The sequence below is a fragment of the Pseudomonas berkeleyensis genome (genome assembly GCF_014109765.1).
Lineage (GTDB): Bacteria > Pseudomonadota > Gammaproteobacteria > Pseudomonadales > Pseudomonadaceae > Aquipseudomonas > Aquipseudomonas berkeleyensis.
The window spans coordinates 3,572,253-3,586,051 of sequence record NZ_CP059139.1; the positions used below are offsets into that span (position 1 = coordinate 3,572,253).

Annotated in this window: 12 protein-coding genes and 2 pseudogenes; 7 read left to right on the forward strand and 7 right to left on the reverse strand. The window is 62.4% G+C overall.

Annotated elements, in window-relative coordinates; all coding sequences use genetic code 11:
• Window positions 1-21: 21 nt before the first annotated feature.
• The 3 genes from HS968_RS16530 to ttcA all read right to left on the reverse strand — a co-directional run bounded on the left by HS968_RS16530 (window position 22) and on the right by ttcA (window position 2,424).
• Window positions 22-1,086, reverse strand: a complete 1,065-nt coding sequence (locus HS968_RS16530) for a 3-deoxy-7-phosphoheptulonate synthase (protein WP_182367255.1) — start codon at window positions 1,084-1,086, stop codon at window positions 22-24.
• Between the two features lie 262 nt (window positions 1,087-1,348).
• On the reverse strand, window positions 1,349-1,480 hold the full coding sequence (locus HS968_RS26540; RefSeq protein WP_272970049.1) for a hypothetical protein: 132 nt from the start codon (window positions 1,478-1,480) through the stop codon (window positions 1,349-1,351).
• A 119-nt stretch (window positions 1,481-1,599) separates the two neighbouring features.
• Window positions 1,600-2,424, reverse strand: a complete 825-nt coding sequence (gene ttcA, locus HS968_RS16535; RefSeq protein ID WP_072425395.1) for a tRNA 2-thiocytidine(32) synthetase TtcA — start codon at window positions 2,422-2,424, stop codon at window positions 1,600-1,602.
• Window positions 2,425-2,523: 99 nt separating this feature from the next.
• On the opposite strand from ttcA, the gene HS968_RS16540 reads away from it, so the two are divergent.
• The 4 genes from HS968_RS16540 to HS968_RS16555 all read left to right on the forward strand — a co-directional run bounded on the left by HS968_RS16540 (window position 2,524) and on the right by HS968_RS16555 (window position 5,233).
• Window positions 2,524-3,117, forward strand: a complete 594-nt coding sequence (locus tag HS968_RS16540) for a DNA-J related domain-containing protein (protein WP_182367257.1) — start codon at window positions 2,524-2,526, stop codon at window positions 3,115-3,117.
• A 165-nt stretch (window positions 3,118-3,282) separates the two neighbouring features.
• The gene (locus tag HS968_RS16545) at window positions 3,283-3,882 is read left to right on the forward strand and encodes a Yip1 family protein (RefSeq protein WP_182367258.1); all 600 of its coding nucleotides are present in this window, start codon (window positions 3,283-3,285) and stop codon (window positions 3,880-3,882) included.
• Window positions 3,883-4,014: 132 nt separating this feature from the next.
• Complete coding sequence (locus HS968_RS16550) at window positions 4,015-4,677, forward strand: Yip1 family protein (RefSeq protein WP_182367260.1); 663 nt, start codon at window positions 4,015-4,017, stop codon at window positions 4,675-4,677.
• Between the two features lie 61 nt (window positions 4,678-4,738).
• Window positions 4,739-5,233, forward strand: coding sequence for a SprT family zinc-dependent metalloprotease (locus HS968_RS16555; RefSeq protein ID WP_106736272.1), 495 nt, complete (start codon window positions 4,739-4,741; stop codon window positions 5,231-5,233).
• Window positions 5,234-5,374: 141 nt separating this feature from the next.
• On the opposite strand, the gene HS968_RS16560 is transcribed toward HS968_RS16555, so the two are convergent.
• The 4 genes from HS968_RS16560 to HS968_RS16575 form a co-directional block, all read right to left on the reverse strand.
• On the reverse strand, window positions 5,375-6,556 hold the full coding sequence (locus HS968_RS16560) for a CaiB/BaiF CoA transferase family protein (protein WP_182367261.1): 1,182 nt from the start codon (window positions 6,554-6,556) through the stop codon (window positions 5,375-5,377).
• Window positions 6,557-6,628: 72 nt separating this feature from the next.
• Complete coding sequence (locus HS968_RS16565; RefSeq protein WP_182367263.1) at window positions 6,629-8,275, reverse strand: AMP-binding protein; 1,647 nt, start codon at window positions 8,273-8,275, stop codon at window positions 6,629-6,631.
• 108 nt (window positions 8,276-8,383) lie between these two features.
• Window positions 8,384-9,523 (reverse strand): acyl-CoA dehydrogenase family protein, encoded by a 1,140-nt coding sequence (locus HS968_RS16570; protein ID WP_182367266.1) that lies wholly within the window; start codon window positions 9,521-9,523, stop codon window positions 8,384-8,386.
• A gap of 175 nt (window positions 9,524-9,698) precedes the next feature.
• A complete protein-coding gene (locus HS968_RS16575) occupies window positions 9,699-11,012 on the reverse strand; it encodes a dicarboxylate/amino acid:cation symporter (RefSeq protein ID WP_182367268.1) in 1,314 nt (437 codons plus the stop codon).
• 342 nt (window positions 11,013-11,354) lie between these two features.
• Between HS968_RS16575 and HS968_RS16580 the strand changes: the two genes are divergently transcribed.
• From HS968_RS16580 to HS968_RS26780, 3 genes and pseudogenes are all read left to right on the forward strand, one after another.
• On the forward strand, window positions 11,355-12,353 hold the full coding sequence (locus HS968_RS16580; RefSeq protein WP_179621966.1) for an AraC family transcriptional regulator: 999 nt from the start codon (window positions 11,355-11,357) through the stop codon (window positions 12,351-12,353).
• Between the two features lie 213 nt (window positions 12,354-12,566).
• Window positions 12,567-13,205 (forward strand): annotated as a pseudogene (locus HS968_RS26775) (PAS domain-containing protein); the annotation flags it as partial.
• A gap of 153 nt (window positions 13,206-13,358) precedes the next feature.
• Window positions 13,359-13,787, forward strand: a pseudogene (locus HS968_RS26780) (methyl-accepting chemotaxis protein); the annotation flags it as partial.
• Window positions 13,788-13,799: the final 12 nt, after the last annotated feature.

Genomic DNA, 13,799 nt, shown 5'->3' on the forward strand with positions numbered 1-13,799 from the left:
AACCGGCGGGTTGCACCCGCCCTACCCGCGCAAACGCTCGGCAGCCTGGCGCAACGCAGCCTCGGTACCGCCCCAGCCCAGGCAGCCATCGGTGATCGATACGCCGTAACGCAGCTCGCCGGACAGCGCCTGGCAGCCGTCGAACAGGTGGCTCTCCAGCATCACTCCACGCAGGCTGGTATCGCCCGCCAGACGCTGGTCGATCACGCTATCCAGCACCGCAGGCTGACGCAGCGGATCCTTGCCGCTGTTGGCGTGGCTGCAGTCGACCATGATGCGCGGCGCGATGCCCTGACGTTGCAGAGCCTCGCGCGCGGCCGCCACGCTGCCAGCGTCATGGTTCGGCGCGCCGTGACCACCGCGCAGCACCAGATGAGTGTCCGGGTTGCCGGCGGTGTGTAGCAGGGCCGGATGGCCGAGGTCGTCGATGCCGAAGTGCTGGTGCGGGTGCGCCGCCGAGCGCATGGCGTCACAGGCGATGCCGACACTGCCGTCGGTGCCGTTCTTGAAACCAACCGGCAGATCCAGGCCGCTGACCATCTCGCGGTGCACCTGCGACTCGCTGGTGCGTGCACCAATCGCCGCCCAGCCGAGCAGATCGTCGAAGTAGCCAGCCGCCATCGGTTGCAGCAGCTCGGTGGCCAGCGGCAAGCCGCGCTCGAGAATATCCAGCATCAGTTGCCGCGACTGGCGCAGGCCTTCGGCCATGTCAGCGCTGCCATCCAGCTGTGGGTCGTACAGCAGCCCTTTCCAACCGACGGTGGTGCGTGGTTTTTCCACGTAGGCGCGCATCACCAGCAACAGTTGGTCATCGACCTGCGGCGCCAGCTCGGCCAGGCGCTCGGCGTATTCGAGGGCGCTGGCGCGGTCGTGCAGGGAACAGGGGCCGACCACCACCAGCAGGCGTGAGTCACGGCCATCGAGCACGGCGCGGATGGCGTCGCGATCAGCGGCGATACGCTCGGCAAGTGAGGCAGACAACGGCAGGCGCTGGCGCAAGACGGCGGGGCTGGGCAGCGGCTGGGCGCTGCGGCGGGTGATAGCGGTAACGGGGCAAGCGAGTTGAGCGGAGACGGATGCGTTCATGATCTGGCGGTTCCTTGGCCGGCGCGGTCGATGCCGCGGCGGCGCTAACTGAGTGTTCGTGGCAAAGGTGTCTGGGCGCAGGTGACGCTGCTAAATCGCCAGTCGTTGCGGTAGTTGCGGTAATAACGGTTCATCTGTGAGTCCTCGATCTGTGGCCGTTTTCGGCCGGAAAAAACAAAACCCCCGGTCGGGTTGCCGACCGGGGGTTTTCTGGAAAACGTCTCTGGTGGCGACCCTGGTGTCTCAGGCCGCCTGTGGGGTATCAGGCGCGCCTGTGGCTAAACCAATACCCAAAGAAGTAATACGCCGCAGCCGCGACCGACTGCACACGCGCCAACGCGGCGCGCGAGGCACCGGCTTGCAGCATGGACAGGAGGTTGAGGCTGGCGGACATGGAATTCTCCAAAGCGATGGCCGAAACATACTCCAGGCGTTTATGGCCTGGCAAGCGTCGCGGCTAAAGCACCTCCCACATGCGACGCGAACTGTGGGAGGGACTTTAGCCGCGATGGCTTACAGGCTCATCACATCAAGGAAGCGCGGCGTGGCGCTGTCGTCGATCTTCAGGCTCTTGAAGTCGAACAGGTTGCGGTCGGCCAGTTGCGAGGGGTGCACGTTCTGCAGGGCGCGGAACATGATCTCGACGCGGCCCGGGCTCTTGCGCTCCCAGTCCTGCAGCATCTCCTTGACCACCTGGCGCTGCAAGTTCTCCTGCGAACCGCACAGGTTGCACGGGATGATGGGGAACTCCTTGAGCTGGCTGTAGGCCTCGATATCGGCCTCGGCGCAGTAGGCCAGCGGGCGGATCACCACGTTGCGGCCATCGTCGGACAGCAGCTTGGGCGGCATGGCCTTGAGCGTGCCGCCGTAGAACATGTTGAGGAAGAAGGTTTCCAGGATATCGTCGCGGTGGTGCCCCAGCGCCATCTTGGTCGCGCCAATCTCATCGGCGTAGGTGTACAGGGTGCCGCGGCGCAGGCGCGAGCACAGCGAGCAGGTGGTCTTGCCCTCGGGAATCTTCTCCTTGACCACCGAGTAGGTGTCCTTCTCGATGATGTGGTACGCCACGCCGATCGATTCCAGGTAGGCCGGCAGCACGTGCTCAGGGAAGCCGGGCTGCTTCTGATCCATGTTCACCGCGACGATCTCGAACTTGATCGGCGCCACCTTCTGCAGGTACAGCAGCACGTCGAGCATGGTGTAGCTGTCCTTGCCACCGGACAGGCAGACCATCACCTTGTCGCCATCTTCGATCATGTTGAAGTCGGTGATGGCTTCGCCGGCCAGGCGGCGAATGCGCTTCTGCAGTTTGTTCTGGTTGACCGAAAGGGTGCCCATGGTGCGTCGAAGTCCGGGGGTAGGAACGAAAGCGCGACATTTTACGCATAAAGCCACGCGTGCCCTACCCCGTCGACGCTTAAATGCTAGGCTCGCGCGATGAATGACGACCTAGACCCCAGCCTCGACCTTGCCGAGCAGGTGCTGCAACTGTTGCAGGCAGCCCCTGACGGGCTGGCCGAATACGCACTGATCCAGCAGCTCAAGGCCGGCCACAGCGGCCATCTACCCAACCTGCCACTGACCGACAAGCTGGTCCTTTTTCGCACTCACTTTCTGCTGTTCAACGCGCTGTATCGTCTGCGCGATACGCTTTGGCAGCAGCAAGCCCATCTGCTGCAAATCAGCCCTCTCTGCATTCAGCTTCTGCCTTACCAACCCGGTATTTCGGCCCTGAGTGAGCACGATGCGCTACGTGACTACTACCTGAACCTCGACAACCTACGCGATACCGATGAGCGCGACGTCGAACGCCTGCTGGCCAGCTTCTGGACGCGCATGCAGGGCGGTGAAGAAAAGCAGGCCGCTCTGGGGCTTTTCGAACTGGACGACGAAAAACCACTGGATATGACGCGTATCAAGCACCGCTACCGACAGCTGGTCAGCCAGCACCATCCGGATCGAGGCGGCAGCACAGAGCGGTTGCAGTCGATCAACAAAGCCATGGAAATTCTTGAGCGCTATTACAGCTGACGGATAGAGAGCGATTTGCTCTAAAGCCAGACACCACGCGCCCTCCAGCCCCTGCCTATACTGCGACATAAGGTCGCATAGATTCGGTCTGGCACCCGGTAACGCTGCATGCGCACCGGTCTTCCGCTGGGGGGCGACCGTAATAAGAAAAAGGAGGTGTCTGACATGATCCACCACGTTTGGGGGCTCTTCACCCATCCCGACCAAGAATGGCAAGAAATCCGTGGCGAGGAGGAATCCATCAGCCACATGTACCTCACTCATGTGCTGATCCTTGCGGCAATTCCCGCAATCTCGGCCTACATCGGCACCACCCAGGTAGGCTGGGCCATCGGTGACCGAGCCCCGGTAATGCTGACCGAAGGCAGTGCGATGGTGATGACCATCATGTCCTATCTGGCGATGCTTGCCGGCGTGGCCGTGATGGGCGCCTTTATCCACTGGATGGCGCGCACATACGACGCCAACCCAAGCCTGACCCAATGCATCGTGTTCGCGGCCTATACCGCTACTCCGCTGTTCATCGCCGGCCTCGCGGCGCTCTACCCGCACCTGTGGCTAGGCATGGTCGTCGGCACGGTCGCCATCTGTTACACGGTGTACCTGCTCTATGTCGGCATCCCGACGTTCATGAACATCCCAGAAGACGAGGGCTTCATGTTCTCCAGCTCGGTGCTTGCAGTAGGCCTTGTGGTGCTGGTGGCCATGATCGCCAGCTCGGTCATTCTCTGGGGCATGGGCGTCGGCCCGGTCTACACCAGTTGAATCGAACGTACACTCAGAGAACGACAGGCCGCCTTCGGGCGGCCTTGTCATTGCGGGGAAAAGATTTGGGTTGAACCACCCGGCGTTATGACTGCCCCAACTTTAGAAGCAGTCAACGGATGGAATCTCCTTATGTTCATGAACCCTCTCACCGTCCTCACTCACCCCGACCAGGCCTGGACGGCCATTCGCCAGGACGAGGAACGCAACAGCGCCAGCTACCTGCCCTACCTACTGTTCTGGAGCCTGCTGCCGGCAGTCTGCCTGTTCATCGGCACTCACTGGGTCGGTTGGAGCCTGGTCGACGAGGAGCGCATCCGCCTGGAAGCGATAAGCGCACTGCAACTGAGTGTGTTGCTCTACCTGGCCACCCTGATTGGCGTGATCATCATGGGCTACTTCCTGCGCTACATGTCGCGTACCTTCGAAGCCAGGCCCACCTTCAACCAGTGCATCGGCTTCATCGCCTACACCTGCACGCCCTTTTTTCTGGCCGGTATCGCAGCGCTCTACCCCACGCGCTGGCTGGCGATCGGCGTGCTGCTGCTCGCCTGCGCCCATGCCGCGTACCTGATGTACGTCGGGCTGCCGCGCTTCATGCGCATCGACAACCAGCAGGGCTTTCTCTACGCCTCCTCGATGCTTGGCGTGGGGCTGCTGGTCATCGTGACCATCCTGGTCAACATGATCCTGTTCTGGACGTATACCCTGGAGCCGGACTATCAGCGCACCGTGCAGCAGGATCAGAGTCGCGGCACGCAGGAGGAGCGAATGCAGGCACCTGGCGACGAGTGATACCTGCGCTGGCTGCCGGCTTGCGGCATAATTCGCCGTCAGCCTGCACCTGCGCCCCACCATGCCCGAACAGATTCACGCCCGTGTCGAAGCCTGCTACCAACAGGCCGAAGCCTTCTTCAAGCAACGCTTTACCCGCCCCGAAGTCAGCTTCAAGTTGCGTGGGCAGAAAGCTGGCGTCGCGCACCTGACGGAAAACAAGCTGCGCTTCAACCTGCAGCTGTACCGGGACAATCACGAAGACTTCCTGCGTCAGACGGTGCCTCATGAAGTGGCCCACATGATCGCCCACCAACTGTTCGGCCCACGCATTCAGCCGCATGGCGAAGAGTGGCAACTGATCATGCGTGGCGTGTACGAACTGCCGCCACATCGCTGCCACAGCTACGAGGTGGAGCGACGCCAGGTCAGCCGTTTCATCTATCGCTGCAGTTGCCCCGATGGCGAGTTTCCCTTCTCCGCTCAGCGCCATGCCCTAGTGGCCAAGGGGCGTCGCTACTATTGCCGACGCTGCAAGGTGACGCTGCACTTCACTGGTGAACACCGCCAGGAATGACCGTAGGCCCTCCATAAGGCATTGGTGCGCACAGCGCACCCTACACCCGCATCGAAAGCGCGCACACCGGCTACGCCAGCCTCGAAATCCCGTAGGGTGCGCCGCGCGCACCGGCAATCGCCACGCGCTGCACCTTGCGGCTCACCCCAGCGCCCTGGCCGCCCTCAACGCGGCAATCCGCTCGGCGTCATACCCCAACTCCGCCAGCACCTGCTCGGTGTGTGCGCCGACTGCCGTTCCCACATGCCTGGGCGGCGGCAAACCTTCGGAGAACTTCAACGGGCAGGCCAGTTGCGACTGCGCCGGCAATCCTTCGCGCGGCACCTCCACCACCAGGCCACGCGCCTTGATCTGCGGGTGCTCGACCGCTTCGGCCAGAGGCAGCATGGGTTCGACACAGGCATCCAGCTCGGCGAACACCTGGCTCCACTCGGAAAAGTCGCGTTTCTCGAACTCGATTTCGATCTCGCGCTTGAGCGCTTGCTGATCCTCGGGCTTCTGCGACAAGCCACGTGCGGCCAGCTCGGGTCGGCCGATGGCGGCGCAGAACTGCTGCATGAACTGCGGCTCCAGACTGCCAACGGAGAACCAGCGGCCGTCGCGGGTGCGGTAGTAGTCGTAGAAGCTGCCCCCATTGAGCGCCTGGTTTTCCATCTCAGGCTGTACACCGGCCCCAAGGAAGCCAGCCCCGGCCATGCCATGCAGGCTGAAGGCGCAGTCGGTCATGCTCACATCGACCTGCTGGCCCAGACCGGTTACCTGGCGCTGCACCACGGCCGCAAGCAGGCCGATCACACCGTGCAACGAGCCACCGGCCAGATCGGCCAGTTGCACGCCCAGTGGCAGCGGCCCGCTGTCGCGGCGGCCGGTGTAGCTGGCGATGCCGGCCAACGCCAGGTAGTTGATGTCGTGTCCAGCACGGTCGCGATAAGGCCCACTCTGGCCGTAACCGGTGATCGAGACGTAGATCAGCCGCGGATTGATCGCCTTCAGTGCCTCATAGCCAACGCCCAGCTTGTCCATCACGCCTGGGCGGAACTGCTCCAGCACGATGTCGTATTCGCTCACCAGTTGCTTGACCACTTCCACCGCTTCGGGGCGTTTGAGGTCGAGGGCAATGCTGCGCTTGTTGCGATTGAGGTAGGCGTGGCTGGTGGACGTACCCCCATCGTGCGGTGGCAACACGCGCACCAGATCCATGCGTGTGGGCGACTCCACCCGCAACACCTCGGCACCCATGTCGGCCAGCAGCAACGAAGCGAACGGCCCCGGCAGCAAGGTGGAGAAATCGAGAATTTTCAACGATGACAGCGGGCCGGACATGGTGACTCCAATTCTGACGATGCGGCGCGAGCCGCCCAATGGTTCAGTGGCGGATTTCCCCCGCCCTGCGGATCAGTCTTCCCAGACGATGACTTCATCACCAGGCAATCTGGCGACAACCTCGGTATAGCGTGCTTCCAGCACATTGCGGCGAATCTTCATGGTCGGCGTCATGCAGCCGTTATCCACCGTCCAGGGCTCGTTTACTAGATAGAAATGGCTGATCCGCTCATGCGGAGCCAACTGCTGATTGAGCACGGATAGATGCTCCGCCAGGGACTGATCGAGCGATTGGCACTGCTGCTGGCGTGCGGCCGGCGACAGTTCGATCAGCGCCACCGGTTGATCCAGGTTGCTGCCCATCAGGCACACCTGCTCGATCCAGTGACTCTTGGCGATTTCACCTTCGATGGGCGCCGGCGCCACGTACTTGCCCTTGCTGGTCTTGAAGATGTCCTTGACCCGTCCGGTAATGCGCAGATAACCCGCGTCATCCAGCTGCCCCCGGTCGCCGGTGTGCAGCCAGCCATCCTTGAGGGTTTCCTCGGTCTTTTCCGGCTCGCGGTAATAGCCCTGCATCAGCGTCTCGCTACGCAGCAGAATTTCCCCACTGTCATCGATGCGCAGCTGCAAATGCGGCATCGGTCGGCCGACCGTGCCGAAGCGCACCTGCCCGGGTCGGTTGAAACAACCATAGGCGAAGTGCTCGGTCATCCCGTAGCCCTCGCAGATGGTCATGCCCAGGCGCTGATACCAGGCCAGCAAACCGGTGGAAATCGCCGCGGCGCCGGATACCAGAATGCGTGCGCGATCCAGGCCGAGCCCTGCGCGCACCTTGCGGGCCACCAGACGCCCCAGCAGCGGGATACGCAGCAAACGCTCGAGCTTCTGTGCTGGCAGCTTTTCCAGCACGCCCTGCTGGAAGCGCGTCCACAACCGCGGCACCGAGAAGAAGACCGTCGGACGAACCTGGCGCAAGTCGCTGGCGAACGTCTCCAGCGACTCGACGAAGGCCACCGACGCGCCGCAATAGAGGCTGTTGAATTCCACCAGGAAGCGCTCGGCCGCATGCGACAACGGCAGGTAGGAGAAGAACTGATCCTGCGGCGTCATCTTCATCTCCGCCGTGGCATTCGCGGCGGAATAGGCCATGGCATGGGCTGACAGCATGACGCCCTTGGGCTGCCCCGTGGTACCGGAGGTGTAGAGGATCGACAGCAGATCCTCGCCATGCTGCAGATGCGTGCCGGGCAGCGGTTCATGCGCCGCCAGCAAGGCCTGCCATTGATGCTCGGCAGACATGGTCGGATACGGCATGGCAATGCGGGTGATATGCGGCGCGATACCGGTCGCCAGTTTGTCCGGCTCGTCCAGCTTGCCCACCAGTATCACCTTGCAACCGGCGTGCTCCAGCACATAGGCGATCTGCTCCGGCGCCTGCAGCGGATACAGCGGCACACTGATCAACCCGGCATGCTGGATCGCCAGGTCACTGATGAACCATTCGGCGCAGTTCTTCGCCAACAGGGCCACGCGTTCGCCCGGTACGCAGCCCAGCGCCTGTAGCGCGCTGGCCAGCCGACGCGCCTGGTCGTCGACCTGACGCCAGCTGTAGTCATGCCAGACGCCCTCTACAGGCTGGCGCAGCCAGATGGCATCGGGCTGCCGATGCAGCCAATGGTTGAAGCGTTCGAGAGGCAGTTGCAGGGATTGACTCATCGCGCTGACCTTGGTTTTTGTTATAGGTAGCTGCCCGTAGAGCGGGTGCAACCCGCCAGAGCGCCGATGGCGGGTTGCACCCGCCCTACGGATGAAGCCTGCACGATCCTACAGCTTCATCCCGCGGCTGATGATCTCCTTCATGATTTCCGAAGTGCCGGCAAAGATGCGCTGGATACGCGCGTTCGCGTACATCTTGCAGATCGGGTACTCCCACATGTAGCCCCAGCCGCCGTGCAGTTGCACACCCTCGTCCACCACCTTGCCGAGCAGTTCGGTGGTGAACAGCTTGGCCTCGGCCGCCACCTCGGGGGTGAGCTTCTTCTGGTTGTGATCCACCACGCAGCGGTCGGTGAACACCTGCGCCACGTCGATCTGCGTACGCATTTCCGCCAGCTTGAAGCGGGTGTTCTGGAAGTGCGAAACCGGCCGGCCAAAGGCCTGGCGCTCCTTCACGTACTCGATGGTGGTCTGCAACGCGGCCTCTGCCCCGGCCACCGCGCCGCAGGCGTTGGTCAGGCGTTCCTGGGCGAGCATGTTCATCAGGTAGAAGAAACCGCCCTTGGCATCACCCAGCAGGTTTTCCTTGGGCACCTTGACCTCATTGAAGAACAGCTCGGCGGTGTCCTGGCTGTGCATGCCGAGCTTCTTCAGCTTCTTGCCGCGCTCGAAGCCGGGCATGCCGCGCTCCACCAGGAATAGGCCCATGGCGTGCTTGTTGGCCGGGTCGGTCTTGGCTGCGACGATCACCACATCGGCCAGGTAGCCGTTGGAGATGAAGACCTTGGAGCCGTTGAGCAACCAGTGATCGCCCTTGTCCACGGCGGTGGTGCGCATGCCGGCCAGGTCGGAACCGGCCGAAGGCTCGGTCATGGCCACGGCGAGAATGGTCTCGCCACTGATGATGCCCGGCATGAAGCGCGCCTTCTGCTCGGCATTGCCGTACTCGGCGATATAAGGGCCGCACAACGCCGAGTGCAGCGGCAGCATGAATCCCGGTTCGTTGATGCGCGCCAACTCCTCGCACATGATCTGTTCGTAGCGAAAGTCCTTGAGCCCGGAGCCGCCGTATTCCTCATCCGCCCAGGGCAGCAGGAACCCCATCTCGCCAGCCTTGCGCCAGACGCTGCGATCCACCACACCCGCCTCCTCCCAGGCCTCCTGATGCGGCACCACCTCCTTGTTCAGGAAGGCGGCGAACGCGTCGCGAAACAGGTTGTGCTCGGTATCGAAATGGTTGCGCTGCATGGTGCGGTTCCTCCGCTGCTTGTTATTGCACGAAGGTTAGGTGCGCCGCCTCGCCCTGCTCAATGACCCATGCGCTCAGCCGGGTTGACCCATTCGGTCACGTAACGCCAGGCCAAAAAAAGCCCGCCTTGAAGGCGGGCAGAAGGTGACTCCTGTGCGTGGCAGGAGCAGTACGTCAGACCAGTTCGCGATTGGCCGGAGCAGCGGCAACCTCAGGCTTGCCACCGGATGCCAGCTCGCGCTGCAGGGTGTCTTCGTCCAGCTCCTTGCACCACTTGGCGACCACGATAGTGGCCACGCCGTTGCCGATCAGGTTGGTCAGCGCGCGAGCTTCGGACATGAAGCGGTCGATACCGAGGATCAGCGCCAGACCGGCAACCGGCAAGTGGCCAACAGCGGACAGGGTCGCGGCCAGGACGATGAAACCGCTACCGGTCACGCCCGCAGCACCTTTGGACGCGACCAGCAGCACCAGCAGCAGGGTGATCTGGTGGCCGATGTCCATCGGCGTATCGGTGGCCTGGGCGATGAACACCGCCGCCATGGTCAGGTAGATGGACGTACCGTCGAGGTTGAAGGAGTAGCCAGTGGGGATCACCAGGCCGACTACGGATTTCTTCGCGCCCAGCTTCTCCATCTTGGTCAGCATGCGCGGCAGTGCCGATTCGGACGACGAGGTGCCGAGCACGATCATCAGCTCTTCACGGATGTAACGGATCAGGCGTACGACGCTGAAACCGTGGGCACGGGCGATACCGCCGAGCACCACCAGGACGAAGAACACGCAGGTGATGTAGAAGCAGATCATCAACTGGCCGAGCTGCACCAGCGAGCCGACACCGTACTGACCGATGGTGAAGGCCATGGCACCGAAGGCACCGATGGGCGCCAGCTTCATGATCATGTTGATGATGCCGAACATGACATGGGCGATGCGGTCGATGAACTCCAGCACCGGCTTGCCGAAATCACCCATGCGCTGCAGGGCGAAGGCGAAGAGCACCGAGAAGAACAGCACCTGCAGGATGTCGCCATTGGCGAAGGCGCCGACCACGGTGGACGGGATCACGTTGAGCAGGAAGCCGATGGTGCTCTGCGCCTCGCCCGCCTGGGCATAAGCGGCGATCTTGCTGGCGTCCAGGGTGCTCGGATCGATATGCATGCCAGCGCCTGGCTGCGCTACGTTGACCACGATCAGACCGATGATCAGGGCGACGGTGGAGACGATCTCGAAGTACAGCAGTGCGTAACCACCGGTTTTACCCACCGCTTTCATGTCCTGCATGCCCGCGATGCCGCTGACCACGGTGCAGAAGATGATGGGGGCAATGACCATCTTGATCAGCTTGACGAAACCATCGCCGAGCGGCTTCAGCGCTACACCGGTTTCCGGGTAGAAGTGGCCGAGCAGGATGCCGATGGTGATTGCGACCAGAACCTGTACGTAGAGCATTTTGTAGAACGGTTGACGGATAACGTCGGTCGTCATGGCAGTTCCTCAGTGACCACGCAGTGCATCCTTCCGATACTGCGTAGCCCTTTTGTAAGCATGTTCCCTCCATCTGGAGGGGTTTATTGTCGAGGCGCGTGAGCCGCAGCCTTGCTCGCCTTATCGCAAGCCGCATGCCATTCCAAAAAAATATATAAATACCAATAAAAACAATGACTTATATATTTAGATAGCCAAGCAATAATTTCATCTGTGGCGGATTTCCGCACGACCAGATGCCAGGGCCTGGCGGATATCCATCCGCACATGGGTCATGCCAGTGACTTGTTGGGTGCAGGCTGCTCTGGCTACCATCGGCGACCACCCTCGACGGGCCTGCCCATGCGCGAACGCACCATCGCCAGCCATTTCGTCCGCGCCGCCCTGCGCGGCGCCCAGCGTCAGAACCTGGCCTGCGAGGGCATTCTGCGCGGTGCTGGCATCCAGCCGGCGATCCTTCAGGAACCCCGCGCACGCATCGCTCCCGAGCAGTTCGCCCGGCTGATGCAGCTGCTCTGGGAAGCGCTGGATGACGAATACCTGGGCTTCGGTCGCCAGCCGAGCCGACGCGGCACCTTCGCCATGATGGGTCACGCCATCATCCACTGCCGCAGCCTAGAAAAGGCTCTGAGCCGCGGCGCGCTGTTCTACAGCCTGTTCCCGGACGCACCGGTGATCCGCCTGCAGCGCGAAGGCGACTGGGCGCGGCTGAGCGTCGACGACAGCACCCTGTGGGATCCGGATCACTTCCTGGTGGAAAGCCTGCTGGTGATCTGGCACCGCCTCGGCAGTTGGCTGATCGGCCAGCGCATTCGCCTGGAAGAAGCCACCTTCGCCTACCCCGAACCGGAGCACGCCGCCGAGTACGAGCTGTTGTTCCCCTGCAGCCGGCGGTTCTCCGCCGGACAGACCAGCCTGCTGTTCCATGCCCGCTACCTGAGCATGCCGCTGCTGCAGGACGAACGTACGCTCAAGCAGTTTCTCCAGCACTCCCCCGCCGACCTGCTGGCACGCCCGGATGGCGGCGACAGCCTGACCAGTCAGATCCGCCGCCTGCTGGGCCGGGACTGTCGCACCTGGGCCGACCTGGAACACGTCGCCCAACACCTGCACACCAGCCCGCAAACGCTGCGGCGCCATTTGCGCGAAGAAGGCACCAGCTTTCAGGAGCTCAAGGATCATCTGCGGCGCGACCTGGCCATCTATCACCTGGGCCGCGACGAACTGGCGATCCAGGACATCGCCGAGCAGCTCGGTTTCTCCGAACCTTCGGCCTTCCACCGCGCCTTCAAGAAATGGACAGGGCTGACGCCAGGCGCCTATCGAGCCCAGGAAGGCTGAGAAAGGCCAAAGCGAAGCTGCCATAGATCGAAACAATTACCCGGACATCCAAGGGATTTTGTCTTAAACAATCGCCAGGCAAGGCCGACATATCTCCAGCGCCTAATCCAGAGAGCCCCTACGATGTTCGCCACCCGCCTGAAACAAGAGCTGCAAGTCCTGCGTGAAGAACTGGCGTCCATCGAACAGGTACGCTCAAGCCTGAACGAGGAAATGCTCGCCCTGTATCTGGATCCACAGGGTCGTATCGAATCGGTCAACCGCAACTTCGAGCAGGAAATGCTCTACCGCGCCGAGCAACTGCATGGCCGCAGCCTGCTGGAGATGATTCCCGAGCACGTGCGCAACCTGGACTTTCACCATCGTGTTCGCCATGCACTGGAGCGTGGCGAGCATCTGGCTGGCGTCATTCGTCTCAAGCGTGGTAGTGGTGAAGAGGCGTGGTTGCGCTCGATCCTGCAGCCTATTCGCGACAGCCAGGGGCGAATCAAACAGTTCTCGCTGTTTGCCAGCGACCTGACTCGCACCATCGAGTCCTCGCGCGAGCATGAGAATCTGATCAAGGCGCTGCAGCGCTCCACTGCCGTGATCGAGTTCAACCTCGATGGCGTGGTGCTCACCGCCAACAAGCCCTTCCTCGACTCGATGGGCTACACCCTGGCGCAAGTTCAAGGCAAGCATCACAACATCTTCTGCGATCCGGCTGAAGCCAACTCACCGCAGTACAAGGCGTTCTGGGACAAGCTGCGCCGAGGCGAATTCGTCGTCGACCGCTTTAAACGCGTGGACAGCCTCGGCCGCGATGTCTGGCTGGAAGCCTCCTACAACCCCATTACCGACGCCAACAACCGGCTGTACAAGGTGGTCAAGTTCGCCACCGTGATCACCGACCAGGTCATGCGCGAGGCGGAAGTGGCCGAAGCCGCTGGCATCGCTTTCGAGACGTCCAAAGGCACCGATAGCAGCGCACGAAACGGCGCCGCCGTGGTGCAGCAGATGCTCGACGCCATGCGCGAACTGGCCAACCGCATGCAGGAAGCAGCGCAAGGCATCGAGGCGCTGGACAAGCAGTCCCAGCTGATCGGTTCCATCGTCAAGAACATCAGCAGCATTGCCGAGCAGACCAATCTACTGGCACTCAATGCGGCCATCGAGGCGGCGCGTGCTGGCGAGCAGGGCCGCGGTTTCGCCGTGGTCGCCGACGAAGTTCGTCAACTGGCCTCACGCACCAGCGCCGCCACCGTGGAAATCACCAGCGTGGTCGGGCAGAACCAGCAACTCGCCGAACGTGCCGTGGAGATCATCGACCGCGGCAAGAGCCAGGCCGAACTCGGCCTGGAACTGTCCGCCCAGGCCGGTCAGGTGATCGAAGAAATCCAGGATGGCGCGCAGCGCGTGGTCAAGGCCGTGGAGCGTTTCGCGACGCACCTCTGAGCACGACAGCAG

What these genes read in the sequence shown, in the direction of transcription:
- HS968_RS16575 (WP_182367268.1), bottom strand. Translation starts at nt 11,012, where the DNA reads ATGACGACCGACGTTATCCGTCAACCGTTCTACAAAATGCTCTACGTA.
- HS968_RS16570 (WP_182367266.1), bottom strand. Translation starts at nt 9,523, where the DNA reads ATGCAGCGCAACCATTTCGATACCGAGCACAACCTGTTTCGCGACGCG.
- HS968_RS16565 (WP_182367263.1), bottom strand. Translation starts at nt 8,275, where the DNA reads ATGAGTCAATCCCTGCAACTGCCTCTCGAACGCTTCAACCATTGGCTG.
- HS968_RS16560 (WP_182367261.1), bottom strand. Translation starts at nt 6,556, where the DNA reads ATGTCCGGCCCGCTGTCATCGTTGAAAATTCTCGATTTCTCCACCTTG.
- HS968_RS16555 (WP_106736272.1), top strand. Translation starts at nt 4,739, where the DNA reads ATGCCCGAACAGATTCACGCCCGTGTCGAAGCCTGCTACCAACAGGCC.
- HS968_RS16530 (WP_182367255.1), bottom strand. Translation starts at nt 1,086, where the DNA reads ATGAACGCATCCGTCTCCGCTCAACTCGCTTGCCCCGTTACCGCTATC.
- ttcA (WP_072425395.1), bottom strand. Translation starts at nt 2,424, where the DNA reads ATGGGCACCCTTTCGGTCAACCAGAACAAACTGCAGAAGCGCATTCGC.
- HS968_RS16550 (WP_182367260.1), top strand. Translation starts at nt 4,015, where the DNA reads ATGTTCATGAACCCTCTCACCGTCCTCACTCACCCCGACCAGGCCTGG.
- HS968_RS16545 (WP_182367258.1), top strand. Translation starts at nt 3,283, where the DNA reads ATGATCCACCACGTTTGGGGGCTCTTCACCCATCCCGACCAAGAATGG.
- HS968_RS16540 (WP_182367257.1), top strand. Translation starts at nt 2,524, where the DNA reads ATGAATGACGACCTAGACCCCAGCCTCGACCTTGCCGAGCAGGTGCTG.
- HS968_RS26540 (WP_272970049.1), bottom strand. Translation starts at nt 1,480, where the DNA reads ATGTCCGCCAGCCTCAACCTCCTGTCCATGCTGCAAGCCGGTGCCTCG.
- HS968_RS16580 (WP_179621966.1), top strand. Translation starts at nt 11,355, where the DNA reads ATGCGCGAACGCACCATCGCCAGCCATTTCGTCCGCGCCGCCCTGCGC.